11 protein-coding genes and 1 pseudogene are annotated in these 16,154 nt (G+C 60.4%); 10 read left to right on the forward strand and 2 right to left on the reverse strand.

The genetic code is table 11. From position 1 onward, the window contains the following. Positions 1-91: 91 nt before the first annotated feature. Together DW49_RS0105895 and aptA are read right to left on the reverse strand one after the other, a co-directional pair. Positions 92-1,585, reverse strand: coding sequence for a CoA-acylating methylmalonate-semialdehyde dehydrogenase (locus tag DW49_RS0105895; RefSeq protein WP_005614527.1), 1,494 nt, complete (start codon positions 1,583-1,585; stop codon positions 92-94). A 93-nt stretch (positions 1,586-1,678) separates the two neighbouring features. Beyond that, positions 1,679-3,025: an omega-aminotransferase AptA gene (gene aptA / locus DW49_RS0105900; RefSeq protein ID WP_005614525.1), complete on the reverse strand. Its 1,347-nt coding sequence runs from the start codon at positions 3,023-3,025 to the stop codon at positions 1,679-1,681. A gap of 127 nt (positions 3,026-3,152) precedes the next feature. On the opposite strand from aptA, the gene DW49_RS0105905 reads away from it, so the two are divergent. From DW49_RS0105905 to DW49_RS1000000134005, 10 genes and pseudogenes are all read left to right on the forward strand, one after another. Then, positions 3,153-4,073, forward strand: coding sequence for a LysR family transcriptional regulator (locus DW49_RS0105905; protein ID WP_005614522.1), 921 nt, complete (start codon positions 3,153-3,155; stop codon positions 4,071-4,073). 185 nt (positions 4,074-4,258) lie between these two features. After that, positions 4,259-5,656, forward strand: coding sequence for a uracil-xanthine permease family protein (locus tag DW49_RS0105910; RefSeq protein ID WP_005614521.1), 1,398 nt, complete (start codon positions 4,259-4,261; stop codon positions 5,654-5,656). Between the two features lie 98 nt (positions 5,657-5,754). Then, on the forward strand, positions 5,755-6,411 hold the full coding sequence (locus DW49_RS0105915; RefSeq protein ID WP_005614520.1) for a TetR/AcrR family transcriptional regulator: 657 nt from the start codon (positions 5,755-5,757) through the stop codon (positions 6,409-6,411). A 32-nt stretch (positions 6,412-6,443) separates the two neighbouring features. Next, positions 6,444-7,037, forward strand: coding sequence for an IMPACT family protein (locus DW49_RS0105920; RefSeq protein ID WP_005614519.1), 594 nt, complete (start codon positions 6,444-6,446; stop codon positions 7,035-7,037). A 523-nt stretch (positions 7,038-7,560) separates the two neighbouring features. Further along, positions 7,561-9,114, forward strand: coding sequence for an ABC transporter ATP-binding protein (locus DW49_RS0105925; protein ID WP_024420473.1), 1,554 nt, complete (start codon positions 7,561-7,563; stop codon positions 9,112-9,114). An 11-nt stretch (positions 9,115-9,125) separates the two neighbouring features. Further along, positions 9,126-10,226 carry an ABC transporter permease gene (locus DW49_RS0105930; protein ID WP_005614517.1) on the forward strand — a complete coding sequence of 367 codons (1,101 nt, stop codon included), beginning with the start codon at positions 9,126-9,128 and terminating at the stop codon, positions 10,224-10,226. Next, complete coding sequence (locus DW49_RS0105935; RefSeq protein WP_005770049.1) at positions 10,226-11,152, forward strand: ABC transporter permease; 927 nt, start codon at positions 10,226-10,228, stop codon at positions 11,150-11,152. The genes DW49_RS0105930 and DW49_RS0105935 overlap by 1 nt, the downstream gene beginning before the upstream one ends. Positions 11,153-11,438: 286 nt before the next feature. Next, on the forward strand, positions 11,439-12,128 hold the full coding sequence (locus tag DW49_RS0105940) for an SDR family oxidoreductase (protein ID WP_005614514.1): 690 nt from the start codon (positions 11,439-11,441) through the stop codon (positions 12,126-12,128). A gap of 123 nt (positions 12,129-12,251) precedes the next feature. Beyond that, positions 12,252-13,607 (forward strand): 8-oxoguanine deaminase, encoded by a 1,356-nt coding sequence (locus DW49_RS0105945; RefSeq protein ID WP_005614513.1) that lies wholly within the window; start codon positions 12,252-12,254, stop codon positions 13,605-13,607. Positions 13,608-13,701: 94 nt separating this feature from the next. Then, positions 13,702-16,147: pseudogene (locus DW49_RS1000000134005) on the forward strand (hypothetical protein). Positions 16,148-16,154: the final 7 nt, after the last annotated feature.

A 16,154-nucleotide genomic window follows, 5' to 3' on the forward strand; every position in this document is an offset into this window, starting at 1 on the left:
AACCGTTAATTTCAAAAACCTGCAATCTATTTCCTGAACCCCGGTAAACACGGGAGATCACTCTATAAAGACGATCTCCCCTCCTCGGAATTTACAGGCTGGGGAACGCAAATTGCGACGCTTCATGGCTGGCACGCTGCGGCCAGCGCTGGGTAATCGCCTTGCGGCGCGTATAGAAGCGCACACCATCCGGCCCATACGCATGCAGGTCGCCAAACAGAGAACGCTTCCAGCCTCCGAAGCTGTGGTATGCCACCGGCACCGGCAGCGGCACATTGACCCCGACCATCCCCACTTCAATCTCGTCACAGAACAGCCGTGCTGCTTCGCCATCCCGGGTAAAGATGCACGTACCGTTGCCGTATTCGTGGTCGTTGATGAGCTGCATGGCCTGCTCGAGGCTATCGACGCGCACGATGCACAGCACCGGCCCGAATATCTCCTCTTTATAGATGCGCATTTGCGGCGTCACACGATCAAACAGGCAGCCACCCATAAAGAAGCCCTGTTCGTGCCCGGCAACCTGAAGGTCCCGACCGTCCACCACCAGAGTAGCGCCCGACTCCACGCCATCGGCAATATAACCACTGACCTTATCGCGATGCTGACCGGTGACCAGCGGCCCCATGTCCAGGCCGCAGGTGGTGCCTGCACCGATCTTGAGACTCTGAATTTGTGGAACCAGTTTGGCCACCAGCGCATCGGCAATCTGATCACCGACGCAGACCGCGACCGAGATCGCCATGCAACGCTCACCGCAGGAACCATAAGCCGCGCCCATCAAGGCACTGACGGCGTTGTCCAGGTCGGCATCCGGCATCAGCACAGAATGATTCTTGGCCCCGCCCAACGCCTGAACACGCTTGCCCCGCGCTGCGCCTTCTTTATAGATGTATTCGGCAATCGGCGTAGAACCCACGAAACTCAACGCCTTGACCTCAGGCGCTTCGATCAGCGCATCAACCGCGACCTTGTCGCCATGCACCACATTCAATACACCCTTCGGCAGCCCGGCTTCATGCAACAACTCGGCGATCAACAGCGTTGAGCTCGGATCACGTTCGGAAGGCTTGAGGATAACGCAGTTACCACAGGCGATGGCCAGCGGGTACATCCACAGCGGCACCATCGCCGGGAAGTTGAACGGGGTAATACCCGCAACGATACCCAGCGGCTGGAAGTCGGACCACGCATCAATGTTCGGCCCGACATTGCGGCTGTACTCGCCCTTGAGGATTTCCGGCGCAGCGCAGGCGTACTCGACATTTTCGATACCGCGTTTCAGCTCGCCGGCAGCGTCTTCCAGTGTCTTGCCATGCTCCTCGCTGATTAGTTGGGCAATACGCGCTTCGTTCTGTTCCAGCAGTTGCTTGAAGCGAAACATCACCTGCGCGCGTTTGGCCGGCGGTGTATTACGCCAGGCCGGGAAAGCCGACTTGGCCGATTCGATAGCCTTGTGCACTGTTTCGCGACTGGCGAGCGCCACTTGGTGGATAACCTGCCCGGTCGATGGATTGAAGACATCGGCGGTACGGCCATCATCGGCTACAAACGCGCCGTGAATCAGATGCTGGATGTTGCTCATGGGAAAAACTCCAAAGAACAGCATCAGGTGCGAATCACTTCGCGCCCGACGCTGTAAAAAATACCTATATAAGAAGAGAGCCTGTCGGCACGATCAATCGATCAGGTTCAACGCCTCGCCAACCGCATCGAACATCCGGTCCAGATCCTGCGCCTGGCTATTGAAGGCCGGGCCGAACTGCAGGGTGTCGCCACCAAAACGTACATAGAAGCCGGCCTTCCAGAGCCTCATGCCCGCCTCGAACGGCCGCACGATCGCATCGCCATCACGGGGCGCAATCTGGATGGCACCCGCCAGCCCGTAATTGCGGATATCGACAACGTTCTTCGCCCCCTTGATGCCGTGCAAGGCGCTTTCAAAATGCGGGGCAATCTCTGCCACCTGCTGCACCAGATTCTCACGCTGCAACAGCTCCAGCGCTGCAAGCCCGGCAGCACACGCCACCGGATGCGCCGAATAGGTATAGCCGTGGGGGAATTCGACGGCGTAATCCGGCGTCGGTTGATTCATGAAGGTCTGGTAAATCTCGCTGCTGGCAATCACAGCGCCCATGGGTATCGCGCCGTTGGTGATTTGTTTGGCGATGCACATCAGGTCAGGTGTCACGCCGAAACTGTCAGCACCGAACATCGAGCCGGTGCGCCCGAAACCGGTGATGACTTCATCGAAGATCAGCAGAATATTATGTTGATCGCAAATTTCGCGCAGGCGCTTGAGGTAGCCCTGCGGCGGAACGATCACGCCGGCAGAACCCGCCATCGGCTCTACGATGACTGCCGCAATGTTCGACGCATCGTGCAGCTCGATCAGCTTTAGCATTTCGTCGGCCAGCGCAATGCCGCCCGCTTCAGGCATGCCCTTGGAGTACGCATTGCTGGCCAGCAGGGTGTGCGGCAGATGGTCTACATCCATCAGTTGCCCGAACATCTTGCGGTTGCCGTTCACGCCGCCCAGGCTGGTACCACCAACGTTCACGCCATGATAGCCGCGCGCTCGACCGATCATCTTGGTCTTGGTCGCTTGCCCTTTCAGCCGCCAGTAAGCACGCACCATCTTCACTGCGGTGTCTGCACACTCGGAGCCCGAGTTGGTATAGAAGACGTGATTGAGATTGCCCGGCGTCAGTTCGGTAATCTTTTCTGCCAGTTGAAACGACAACGGATGCCCGAACTGAAAGCCCGGCGCGTAATCCAGCACGCCCAGTTGTCGGGAAACGGCCTCCTGAATCTCCTTGCGCGTATGCCCAGCGCCGCAGGTCCACAGACCGGAAAGCCCATCGTAGATCTTGCGGCCCTTGTCGTCTGTCAGATAGCTGCCATGCGCGGCGACGATCATGCGCGGATCGCTGTGGAAATTGCGGTTCGCGGTGTAAGGCATCCAGTGAGCATCCAGCTTCAACTGGCTTGTAACCGGCACATCAGACACTTCAAACATATTCATGGGAGCGGGCCTCGCAGGCGCTTGAGCTAACGGTGATTGCAGCCAAGGTGACACGCAGCTAAAGTTCATAAAATATGATTTTTATGATCTTTAGTTTGCGCCTCACTAAACAATGAGCGACTAAACAATGAGCATCCGCCGCTCCGACCCCTTGGCCCAGGTCAGTGATTTTGACATTCGCTTGCTGCGCATCTTCAAGAGCGTAGTCGAGGCTGGGGGCTTTTCAGCTGCAGAAAGTGTGCTGGGCATCGGCAGATCGGCGATCAGCCAGCAGATGAGCGATCTGGAACAACGCCTTGGTTTGCGACTGTGTCAGCGCGGGCGAGCAGGATTTTCACTGACCGATGAGGGCCGCGAGGTTTATCAGTCATCGCTGCAACTGCTCAGTGCGCTGGAAAGCTTTCGCACCGAGGTCAACGGCCTGCACCAGAACCTGCGCGGCGAACTGAACATCGGCCTGACCGATAACCTGGTCACCCTCCCCCACATGCGCATAACCCATGCACTGTCGCGCCTTAAAGAACGTGGGCCTGGCGTGCATATCAACATCCGCATGATCGCGCCCGCCGAGGTCGAGCAAGGCGTACTCGACGGCGGCCTGCATGTTGGCGTGGTGCCGCAGGCCAGCGCGCTGCCGGGGCTGGAATATCATTCGCTGTACAGCGAGCGCTCGCTGCTTTATTGCGCGGTGGGTCATCCCTTGTTTTATGCAGAAAACACAACGCTCGACGACCAGCGTCTCGCGCTACAGGAAGCCGTTGATCCAACCTTCCGCCTGCCGAACGATATTCAGGAGCACTACAAGGCACTGACGTGCACCGCCAGTGCCTCTGACCGGGAAGGCATCGCGTTCCTCATTCTGACCGGGCGCTACATCGGCTATCTGCCGGATCATTACGCCAACGCCTGGGTGCAGGGAGGCAGGTTGCGCGCATTGAAACCGGACGCGAAGTTTTACGACCTCAATCTGGTCACCGTCACACGCAAAGGCCGACGCCCTCATTTGGTGCTCGAAGGCTTTCTGGAAGCGCTTGCTGCTACCCGATGACACATTCTTGCCAGCACCCGCCGTAATCACCCGATCAGAAGAGCAGCCTGAGAACGCTATCCATCTGATATAGCAGGCAATAGAGGGGCTTACGGGGAAATAACCTGAGCAGGTGGACAGTTTTTTGCAGTGATCGTGAATACCAATGCGCCAGCACATGGCACTTCCCATTTCGAGACTTCGCCATGCAGCCCGAAACTTCTGACAACGACGACCTGATCTACGGCCTGAATGACCGCCCCAAACCGCTGACGGCCCTACTGGCTGCATTCCAGCACGTGCTCGCCAGCTTCGTCGGGATAATCACGCCGCCGCTGATTATCGGATCAACCCTGGGGCTGACCGAATACCTGCCTTACCTGATCAGCATGGCGTTGATGGTGTCCGGCACCGGCACGTTCATTCAGGCGCGCAGGCCGTTCGGCATCGGTGCAGGTATGATCTGCCTGCAAGGCACCAGTTTTGCTTTTTTAGGCGCGGTGTTGTCGGCAGGCTTTCTGGTCAAGCAGCGCGGCGGCACTCCGGAGGACATCATGGCGATGATCTTCGGCGTCTGCTTTTTCGGTGCGCTGGTGCAGATCGTGCTCAGTCGTTGCATCGGTCAATTGCGGCGGGTCATCACCCCGCTGGTTACCGGAATCGTGATTACCCTGATCGGCGTGAGCCTGATCAAGGTCGGCGTGACTGACCTGGGCGGCGGCTTCAATGCGCCGGACTTCGGCGCACCGCTGAACCTGGCGCTGGGGGTGTTCGTACTCGCAGTGATCATCGTGCTCAATCGCTCCAACACTCCGTGGGTGCGCTTGTCGGCGATCATCATCGGCCTGGCTGTCGGCAGCCTGGCCGCATGGTTCAGCGGCAAGCTGATCCCGCAGCCGATTCACGATCTGCCGCTGATCAGCGTGCCGGTGCCGTTCCGCTTCGGTTTCAATTTTGACTGGACCGCTTTCCTGCCGGTCGCGCTGATTTATCTGATCAGCAGTATCGAAACCGTCGGCGACCTGACCGCCAACTGCATGCTGGCCCGCCAGCCGATCAGCGGGCCGAGCTATGTGGCGCGACTCAAGGGTGGCGTGCTCGGCGACGGCGTGAGCTGCATGATTGCCGCGACGTTCAGTGCCTTCCCCAACACCACGTTCGCGCAGAACAACGGCGTGATTCAGTTGACCGGCGTCGCCAGCCGCTATGTCGGCCTGTACATCGGTGCCGTGCTGTTCATCCTCGGACTGTTTCCGCATATCGGCGCCATCGTCCAGCAGATCCCCAAACCGGTGCTGGGCGGCGCGACGCTGGTGATGTTCGGCAGCGTCGCGGCGGCAGGCGTTCGCATCCTCGCCCAGTCGCCACTGGACCGGCGCAGCATGCTGATCATCGCCACCTCATTTGGCGTCGGCCTCGGCATTGCGGCGCAGCCGGCGTTGCTGCATCAGATGCCCAAGCTGGTACAGAACCTGTTCGATTCGGCCATCACCAGCGGCGGCATTACAGCCATTGTCATGTGCCTGCTGATTCCGGAGGGTAAAGTCGCTGTCAAGAAGACCGATGCTGCGACGGAACCCAAACCCCTTGAACAACCACAATAGGTTTCCATAGGCGCACTTGCGAGATAGTCGCCGGTGCGTTACCTATTCAGTCATCATCTGCTCAATCGTCGCGCCCTACGACCTGTCCGGAATAGCCCATGACCCTTGAAGTCCCAGCACACAGCGCCACCAAGCCTGCGAGCCGTATTCGTCAGAAGAACGAAGAAGCGATCATCCAGGCAGCCGAAGACGAATTTGCCCGCCACGGTTTCAAGGGCACCAGCATGAACACCATTGCGCTGAAAGCCGGACTGCCGAAAGCCAACCTTCATTATTACTTCACCAACAAGCTGGGTCTGTATGTCGCGGTGTTGAGCAATATCATCGATTTGTGGGACAGCACGTTCAACAACCTCAGCGTGGACGACGACCCGGCAGAAGCGCTGGCCCACTACATTCGCGCCAAGATGGAATTCTCGCGCCGACAACCGCAGGCATCACGGATCTTCGCCATGGAGATCATCAGCGGCGGCGAATGCATGAGCGAATATTTCAGCCAGGATTACCGCCTCTGGTTCCAGGGGCGGGCAGCGGTCTTTCAAACCTGGATCGATGCCGGAAAAATGGACCCGATCGATCCGGTGCACCTGATCTTCCTGCTGTGGGGCAGCACCCAGCACTATGCCGACTTCGCCTCGCAGATCTGCCGTGTCACCGGCCGCTCTCGCCTGACCCGGCAGGACATGGATCAGGCCAGTAACAATCTGATCCGGATCATCCTCAAAGGTTGTGGGCTGACACCGCCAGCCTTGTAGAATCGGCACCTTGACGCCATCTGGACACACGCATGCCTTTTACCCTTGTCGGCTTTTGCGAGTTTCGTGAAGAAATCCGCAAGAGCCGCTTCATCACCCTCGCCGCGCCCATCGCCAGCCCGGCCGACGCACAAGCGTTCATCGAGCAGCACAGCGACCTGAACGCCACCCACAATTGCTGGGCCTGGAAACAGGGCAGCCAGTACCGCAGCAACGACGATGGCGAACCGGGCGGCACAGCAGGCAGACCGATTCTGGCCGCCATCGAAGCGCAGGAATTCGATCAGGTGGCGGTGCTGGTGATTCGCTGGTACGGCGGCATTCAACTGGGCACCGGCGGCCTGGCCCGCGCTTACGGCGGCGGCGCCAACAAATGCCTGCAGCAGGCCGAGCGTCTGCCGCTGATACAGCGCGCTTCATTCCACCTCGAATGCAGCTTCAGTGAACTGGCGCTGGTCAAGCTGCGTCTGGCGGAGCTTAACGGCCTGGTGGAAAACGAAGAATTCACCGCCAATGGTTTGCAAATGGCAATCGCCATCGGCCCTGAACATGTCGATACGCTGCAACGGCAACTGGCTGATCTGAGCCGCGGCAGAATCCTTTTGCACAAAGCCGCAACGGAGTAGACAGCACACCGGCAATTGCCCACATCTACTGTGCATCCGGCTGTGGATAAGCTGAGCACACTCCACTGCGCGCCTTGCTGGACGTGGCTTCCAGGCAAATGATCACTTTTTGTACAATCTGTCGCAGAAACCGCAAAAACGACGCAAAAACAGTCTGTTAGCGCGCTTTAGCACCTTTGGGCGCTAACCCGAGCGGCGTTATTCTTCACATTTCGGCTTGCGCACAGTAACTGTGGAATAACCTGTGGATAACAGGTGCAACGTTCGCGCATCGGCTCACTGCATCTCCCTCGCTGCGATCTGTACATTTTTTACTCAAATCAATAAGCCATGTTTTGCACCTTCGCGTTATCAGCGCGCCCCGAACTGGTGCTGAAATGGCAAAACCGACCCCCGCTGATGCGATCTGCGAAAGTACAAAATCCCCGTTCTGGCTCGATTCAGCGTATCGCGCCTGAAACCTGACCCATTGGCCAGGATTTTGCTTTATCCACAGGCGACCCACTTTGCCTCAGAGCCTTTCATGTCAAACCACGCGATACCTGCGCGTCTTCAGTTGCGCCATATCACCAAACGGTATCCCGGTTGCCTGGCCAACGATGCTGTCGACCTGACCATTCAGCCAGGCGAAATTCATGCTCTGCTGGGTGAGAACGGTGCTGGCAAAAGTACCTTGATGAAGATCATCTATGGCGTTACCCAGCCGGACGCCGGGTCGATCATCTGGCAAGGCCAGGGGCAGACCATGCGCAACCCGGCGCAGGCCAGAAGCCTTGGGATTGGCATGGTGTTCCAGCATTTCTCGCTGTTCGAGACCTTGAGCGTGGCGCAGAACATTGCGCTGGCGATGGGCGCGGCAGCCGGCACGCCCAGGCAACTGGAACCGCGTATTCGTGAGGTCTCGCAACGCTACGGCATGGCCGTGGAGCCCCAGCGTCTGGTGCACAGCCTGTCGATCGGCGAGCGGCAGAAAGTCGAAATCATTCGCTGCCTGATGCAGGACATTCGTCTGCTGATTCTCGACGAACCCACCTCGGTACTCACGCCTCAGGAAGCCGAAGAGCTGTTTGTCACCCTCAGGCACCTGGCCAGCGAAGGCTGCAGCATTCTGTTCATCAGCCATAAGCTGGGCGAAGTTCGCGCCTTGTGCCACAGCGCAACCGTGCTGCGTAACGGCAAGGTCTCCGGGCACTGTATTCCGGCCGAATGCTCCGATCTCGAGCTGGCACGATTGATGGTCGGCGATGCCGAGGGCCTGACCGCGCACTACGAAAAAGTCAGCGGCGGCGCGACATTTCTGCAGGTCGACAGACTGTCCTGGCACAACCCGGACCCGTTCGGCTGCTCCCTGAAAGATCTTAGCCTTGAGGTGTGCAGCGGCGAGATCGTCGGCATCGCGGGCGTGGCCGGCAACGGTCAGGATGAATTACTCGCACTGCTGAGCGGCGAACAAACGCTGCCCCCTGCGCAGGCGGCGACCCTGCGTTTTGCAGAGACACCAGTCGGCCACCTGCGCCCGGATGCCCGCCGCAAGCGTGGTCTGGCGTTTGTACCGGCCGAACGCCTGGGGCATGGCGCCGTGCCGGAATTGAGCCTGGCGGATAACGCCCTGCTCACCGCCTTCCAACAGGGGCTAGTGAGCAACGGCCTGATTCAACGCGGCAAGGTCCGTGCCCTGGCCGACGAAATCATTCGCCGCTTTGCCGTCAAGACGCCCGACGCACAGGCTCCGGCGCGCAGCCTGTCGGGCGGCAACCTGCAGAAATTCATTCTCGGTCGGGAAATTCTGCAAAACCCGAAACTGCTGATCGCGGCGCACCCGACCTGGGGCGTGGACGTGGGCGCAGCGGCGGCGATCCACCGGGCGCTGATCGCCTTGCGCGATGCGGGGGCGGCGATTCTGGTGATTTCCGAGGACCTGGACGAGCTGTTCCAGATCAGCGACCGACTCGCGGCCTTGAGCGGCGGCCAGCTTTCCGACCTGATCCCTACTGAACAGACCAGCACCGTACAGATCGGCGGCTGGATGGCGGGACAGTTCGATCATTCTCAAACCCAGGCCCACACGCCGGGTTAACGGAGTAAAACATGCTGCTTTCTCTGGAACCGCGCGGCCAGCAATCGCGCGCCATGTTGTGGTGCTCGCCGCTGCTGGCTGCCGTCCTGACGCTGATCTGCGGCTCGCTGCTGTTCATCGGCCTGGGGCTGAACCCGTGGGTGACGCTGCACACCCTGTTGATCGCACCGGTCAGCGATCTTTATGGGCTGTCGGAACTGATGGTCAAGACGTTGCCGATTCTGCTGTGTGCGCTGGGGCTGGCGGTTGCCTATCAGGCACGCATCTGGAACATCGGCGCCGAAGGCCAATTGTTGCTCGGTGCGCTGGCGGGCAGTGCCGTGGCGGTGAATATCATCGAGATGGAAAGCCGCTGGGCACTGGTGATGGTGCTGTTGGCCGGGACGCTGGCCGGTGCCGCCTGGGCAGGCGTGACGGCGTGGTTGCGGACTCACTTCAATGCCAATGAAATTCTTACCAGCATCATGCTCAACTACATTGCCCTCAACCTGCTGCTATATTTCGTGCATGGCCCGCTGAAAGATCCTGCCGGCATGAACTTCCCGGAGTCCGCGACCTTTGGCGACGCCAGCCGTCTGCCGCTGTTGATGGAGGATGGCCGCGCGCACATAGGCGTGTATTTCGCGCTGTTCGCGCTGGTCGCGGTCTGGGTGTTGCTGCAACGCAGCTTTGTCGGCTTCCAGATCAAGGTGCTGGGCCTGGACAAGCGAGCGGCTGGCTTCGTCGGCTTTCGCGAGAAACGCCTGGTGTGGCTGGCGCTGTTGATCAGTGGCGCGCTGGCCGGGCTGGCGGGTGTGTCGGAAGTCGCCGGCCCGATTGGCCAACTGGTGCCGCAGGTTTCGCCGGGTTACGGCTATGCCGCAATCACCGTGGCCTTTCTCGGTCGCCTCAACCCCATCGGCATTCTGTTCTCCAGCCTGCTGATCGCCCTGCTGTATCTGGGCGGCGAAAGCGCGCAAATGACCCTGAACCTGCCGTTGGCCATCACCCAGTTGTTTCAAGGGATGATGCTGTTCTTCCTGCTCGCCTGCGATGTGCTGATCCTCTACCGGCCGCGCCTGAAACTGCACTGGGCCAAGCGCCAGATGACACCCGTCACAGGAGCCGCATGATGGATATCGACCTGCTGAGCAATATTTTCTACGCCATGGTCCGTTGCGGCACGCCGTTGCTGCTGGTCGCACTGGGCGAACTCATTTGCGAGAAAAGCGGCGTAATCAACCTGGGTCAGGAAGGCATGATGCTGTTCGGGGCGGTGATCGGTTTCATCGTCGCCCTGAGCACCGGCAATCTGTGGCTGGGCGTCTTGCTGGCGATGTTGGCGGGCATGTTGCTCTCAGCCTTGTTCGCGCTGGTGGCGCTGGTGTTCAACGCCAATCAGGTCGCGACCGGGCTGGCGCTGACTATTTTTGGTGTCGGGCTTTCAAGCTTCGTGGGTGCTGCCTGGGTCGGCAAACCGCTCAGTGGTTTCGAGCCGGTGGCCATCCCCTTCCTCAGCGATATCCCGCTGATCGGCCGCATGCTGTTTGCCCAGGACCTGCTGGTCTACCTGTCTTTTGCGCTATTCGCGCTGGTGGCCTGGGCGCTGCTGAAAAGCCGCGTGGGGCTGATCATCCAGGCGGTCGGCGAAAACCCGGACGCAGCCAGCGCAATGGGCCTGCCGGTATTGCGGGTCCGCACACTCGCGGTATTGTTCGGCGGCGCGATGGCCGGGCTGGCCGGGGCTTACCTGTCGCTGGCCTACACACCGATGTGGGCCGAAAACATGAGCGCCGGACGTGGCTGGATTGCCTTGGCGCTGGTGGTGTTCGCCAGCTGGCGAGTCTGGCGCCTGCTGCTCGGCGCCTACCTGTTCGGCCTCGCCAGCATTCTGCACCTGGTGGCACAAGGCATCGGCCTGGCGATCCCGTCCAACCTGCTGGCGATGCTGCCTTACGTGGCTACCATCATCGTCCTCGTTCTGCTCTCCCGCGACGCCCTGCGCACCCGACTGTACGCGCCGGTTTCGCTGGGCCAGCCGTGGCGGGCGGGGCATTGAGGGGGCTTCAAGTTTTGACTATCGTGCGACGCTCTGCGTCGCATGCCGTTCTGGACGCTCTGCGTCCAATCGCTGATGAGCGGCGCAGCGCAGATCTGTGACGCGGAGCGTCACCCCAGGCGTTCCGACGCTGGAGCGTGCGCAACGATAATCCCGACGTTGAACGTTTCTGGCTGACAGAGATTCCAACACTTCATAGGCAGGAGTACGCTGCAAGGTCGAAACTGTCGAGAGGCGTGCTGGCCCTGCCATGGAATCTGTCTCTCAATCTGCCAAGGAATCCTTCATGACCACTACCAAAAAAACCGCCCTCATCATCGGTGCATCGCGTGGCCTCGGGCTTGGGCTGGTTCAACGCTTGACCGAGCAGGGCTGGCAGGTCACCGCCACCGTGCGTGATCCGCAAAACGCTGAAAACCTCAGGGCCGTTGACGGCGTTCGGATCGAAACGCTGGATATGGACGAAACCGCTTCGCTGGAAGTGCTGATCCAGAAGCTGCGCGGCGAGGTGTTCGACGTGCTGTTCGTCAATGCCGGGATCACCGGCCCCACGCATCAGAGCGCGGCGCAGTCGACTGCGGCCGAGCTTGGCCAGTTGTTCCTGACCAATGCGGTTGCGCCGATTCGGCTGGCCGAGCGCTTCATCGGGCAGATCCGTCCGGGTACCGGTGTGCTGGCGTTCATGAGTTCGTGGCTGGGCAGCGTTGCCTGCCCGGATGGCGCAGAACTGGCGTTGTACAAAGCCAGCAAAGCGGCGCTCAACTCGATGACCAACACCTTTGTCAGCCAGCTGGGCGAAAGCCGTCCGACCGTGTTGTCGATGCATCCGGGTTGGGTGAAGACCGACATGGGCGGCGATAACGCGGCCATCGACGTGCTGACCAGTACCACCGGCCTTGTAGAGCAGCTCAACGCCTACGCCGGCAAAGGCGGGCATCACTTTATCGATTACCAGGGCAAGGCGATTGCCTGGTAACCGGCTGCTCAACTAAAATCATCGCCCTTCGCCGGGGCGCATTTTCCCCGGCGACCCTGGATCAGCAGACAGGGCAACACTGAGCTGGCTAACCCTGAACCTGTCTTTCAGAGGAGCCGGCCCATGCCTGCTACCCGTATCTGGTTGAAAAACCCCCTTGCTGTATTTACCGCCAATGACCTGGACGCCCGCGGCGGTCTGGTGATCGAAGATGGCGTCATCACCGAGCTGCTGGCTGCCGGGCAGCAACCTTCATTGCCCTGCACAGAGTCGTTCGATGCCTGCGAGCATGTGTTGCTGCCAGGCTTGATCAACACCCATCACCACTTCTATCAAACACTGACCCGCGCCTGGGCGCCGGTGGTCAATCAGCCGTTGTTCCCATGGCTCAAAACCCTGTATCCGGTCTGGGCGCGCCTGACGCCGGAAAAACTGGCCGTGGCCAGCAAGGTTGCATTGGCTGAGTTGTTGCTGTCGGGCTGCACGACGGCTGCCGACCACCACTACCTGTTCCCCGATGGGCTGGAACACGCCATCGATGTTCAGGTGCAAAGCGTGCGCGAACTGGGCATGCGCGCGATGCTGACGCGTGGTTCGATGAGCCTTGGCGAGGCCGATGGAGGTTTGCCACCCCAGCAAACCGTGCAACAGGGCGAGGTGATTCTGGCCGACAGTCAGCGCCTGATAGAGACGTATCACGAGCGCGGTAACGGTGCGCAGATTCAGATCGCACTGGCGCCCTGCTCGCCCTTTTCGGTCACTCCGCAGATCATGGCCGAGAGCGCGGCCCTGGCAGAAAAACTCGACGTGCGCCTGCACACGCATCTAGCCGAAACCCTTGATGAAGAGGACTTCTGCCTGCAACGTTTCGGCCTGCGTACCGTGGATTATCTGGACAGCGTAGGCTGGCTCGGCCCGCGCACCTGGCTGGCCCACGGCATTCACTTCAACCCAGACGAAATCGCCCGCCTCGGCGCTGCGGGCACCGGCGTCTGTCACTGCCCAAGCTCGAACATGCGCCTGGCCTCCGGCATTTGCCCGACCCTGGACCTGATCGCTGCAGGCGCGCCGCTTGGCCTTGGCGTGGACGGCTCGGCGTCCAACGATGCCTCGAACATGATCCTCGAAACCCGTCAGGCGCTATACCTGCAACGCCTGCGCTATGGCGCGGAAAAAATCACCCCACAGTTAGTGCTCGGCTGGGCGACCAAGGGCTCGGCGCAGCTGTTGGGCCGCACTGATATCGGCGAACTGGCAGTGGGTAAACAGGCTGATCTGGCATTTTTCAAACTCGATGAACTGCGCTTCTCCGGCAGCCACGATCCGCTCTCAGCGCTGTTGCTGTGCGGTGCAGACCGTGCGGATCGGGTGATGATTGCAGGGCAATGGCGAGTGATCGACGGGCAGGTCGAGGGGCTGGATATCAAGCAACTGATCGCCGATCACCGCCAGGCGGCGCGGGAGTTGATTCAGGGCTGAGTGATAGACCTGCAACGACATGACGTAGTGGCTGCACGGCATGATATCGATCCGCTAGAGTAGCGCCTCTCCTTCGGTTGACAGGTAAGCCTGCGTGTCTAATTCCCACGAAGATGAAAGCATCTGGCGACTGCTGTTTGAACTGGTCAGAATCCTGCTCGGCGTCGGCGGCAGCCTGCTGATATTGGTGGGGCCGGCGGTGCTGATGACGCTGTCGCCGCCGTGGTGGGGCGTTATTGCGGTCATCGGAGGTGCTGCCTTGACTGGCTTGTGCAGCGCAATGAAATGGTTGCGCCTTGCGGATAACCTTTCCGTGGTCACGTCCAGTGCACTGCTCGGTCTGGCACTGAGCCTTGGGCTGGCGTTGCCCAATTACTGGAACGTGCTCGCGGCCCTGGTCACCTTTGTCGGCGGCCTGGTGCTGATTGGAATGTGGGAACGCAAGCTGGGTTTCGTCTCGCGAGCAGACAGAATCGCGCCGCAGTCTCACGGCAGCGGCCCCAGCGCATGGGGCGGCCAGCAACCACAAACGACGCCGGAAGGTGAACCGATTCGCACCTTCAACATGAGCGAAATCGCCATGGGCGGCCCGGTCTACGTCAGTTACCTGTTCCCGGACGGCGTGCTGCTGCAAGGCATCGGAACATCGGCCTTTTTTTCCAGTGATGGCCGGTACTTCGCCGCCACCGTGCCTTCCAGACAGCAATGGGGATTGATCATTCTCGACCGTCAGGAGCGTCGGGTTTATCGCTGTGCCAACGACTTTTTCTGGGAGCTGGATGAGTTCACCGAAACCGATCTGCGCGGCCGCGTCAGCCCCCTGGTCGATAACCGCGCATCCAGCTTCAACCTGACGGAGCTATTGAAGACCGCTCAGGCAGTAGACCTGATACCTGTCGCCGACCTGTGGCTAGAACCCGACTCGATGCCCGACAACCTGGCCGAGCCGCATATCGAGCAAATCGGCCCCCAAACCAGGCACCGTATCGACGGCAGCCTGCGCTTGCCCGACCGCCTGCGTAATCTGGAGCAACCGCTGGTGGGCCTGCACCACCCGATGTATCAACTGAGCCTGGACGGTCGCGAAACCGATCTGTTGCTTCACGCAGACTCCGCAGTGGTCTGGCGCGCCGACGGCAAGGCACTCTGCATCGTTGCGCGGCGCGTGAATGAGGAAACCGCCCGACACTGGCTGGCAGGCGTTGACAACACCGTGGGTCGTCAGCAGCCGGGAGACTTCGCTCAATTGGGACAAGCCACTGGCGCTGGATAACCATCACCTGAGAATCGAGGGTTATCTGGCGTTCGAGATTCCTGATCGAGGTCGCTATGGCTACAGCCTGAACTGCATACACGGCGACTTTGACATTCAGACCGGTCACGACGCGCGGGGCCGGGCGCAGTCAGCCGAGCGCAAGCTGACGCCCCTTCAGTTGGTGACTCCGCTGGCCCGTGAAGGCGCTGATGAGCGCGAACGTGGCCTCAGCGACATCGAATCAGAACCCCTGCTCGGCAATCTGCGGGCCCGGCTGAGCTGGCAAAGGGACAACAGCGATGATCTGGGCGGTTACCGCTGCCGGATCGGCGACTGGGCGCTGCCAGGGTTGTGGCTGCTCGACCACCGGGTCAGCGACTGCACGCGTTATCTGGCGTTGATCCCGTTCGCCGACCACCCGGCTAGCGCTGCCAAGGTCGTGGTGGTCGATACGCTCAAGCGCCAGTGCCTCGACAGCCCGCCAATGAACGTGGTGAATGTGCTGGATTTCCGGGAGGGCAAACTTCTCGTCACGCGAGTGGCGGGACGGCTGAAGGAGGACAGCACCAGCACACCCCTACAGCGCTTCGACCTGCCCGCGCCGCCGGTGGGCAAAGCGGCAGGTTTTTGCACGTATCGTGAAGGCTCCAAACCGTATTACCAGACCGTTGAGCTGGCCGTCGAAGACACAGGCATGCGCCTGTTACCGAAATGGCGAACGGTGCGCACCCCTCAGGCCGCCAATGCCGATGGCGATTTCGTCCAGCCCGCACCGGACGGCAGCGATGCAGCGTGGTTTTTCGGCTTTGAAACCGAATACGCCGAAAGCAGTTGGCTGCGCAGTGGTTCAGGTCGATTGGGCGGCCACTTGCTGACAGCCTCAGGGTGCGCACTCAAAGACCTCGCGCCATCGGCAAGCTGGTCACCCGATGCCCGCTACCTGGCCCTGACCCGCATGAATGCCGATATGCCAAATACCTGGGAAGTGTTGTTGCTGGACGTCGAGCAGCGAACACTGCGGACCTGGCCTTACTCGCCGGGCAACCGGCCGCAGTTTGAACAATTCGACAGTGCGCGCCTGGAAGTGCGTGCGTTCGAGAGCGATTACGAAGCGAGTGATTCCACCGACCAAGGGCGAGTGGCTGCACTCAAGCTGAAGGCCTTGTTGGCACTGCCCGCCATTGCACTTGTTGAACAGGACGGGCTCTGGTTGATGCCTGGCCAGGAAGGCGATGCAGCCCTGTGGCGAATGCTCGACAGGAGCCCGTTGGCCTGCAGCTCGTGACGATCCG

Source organism: Pseudomonas avellanae BPIC 631, assembly GCF_000444135.1.
GTDB lineage: Bacteria > Pseudomonadota > Gammaproteobacteria > Pseudomonadales > Pseudomonadaceae > Aquipseudomonas > Aquipseudomonas avellanae.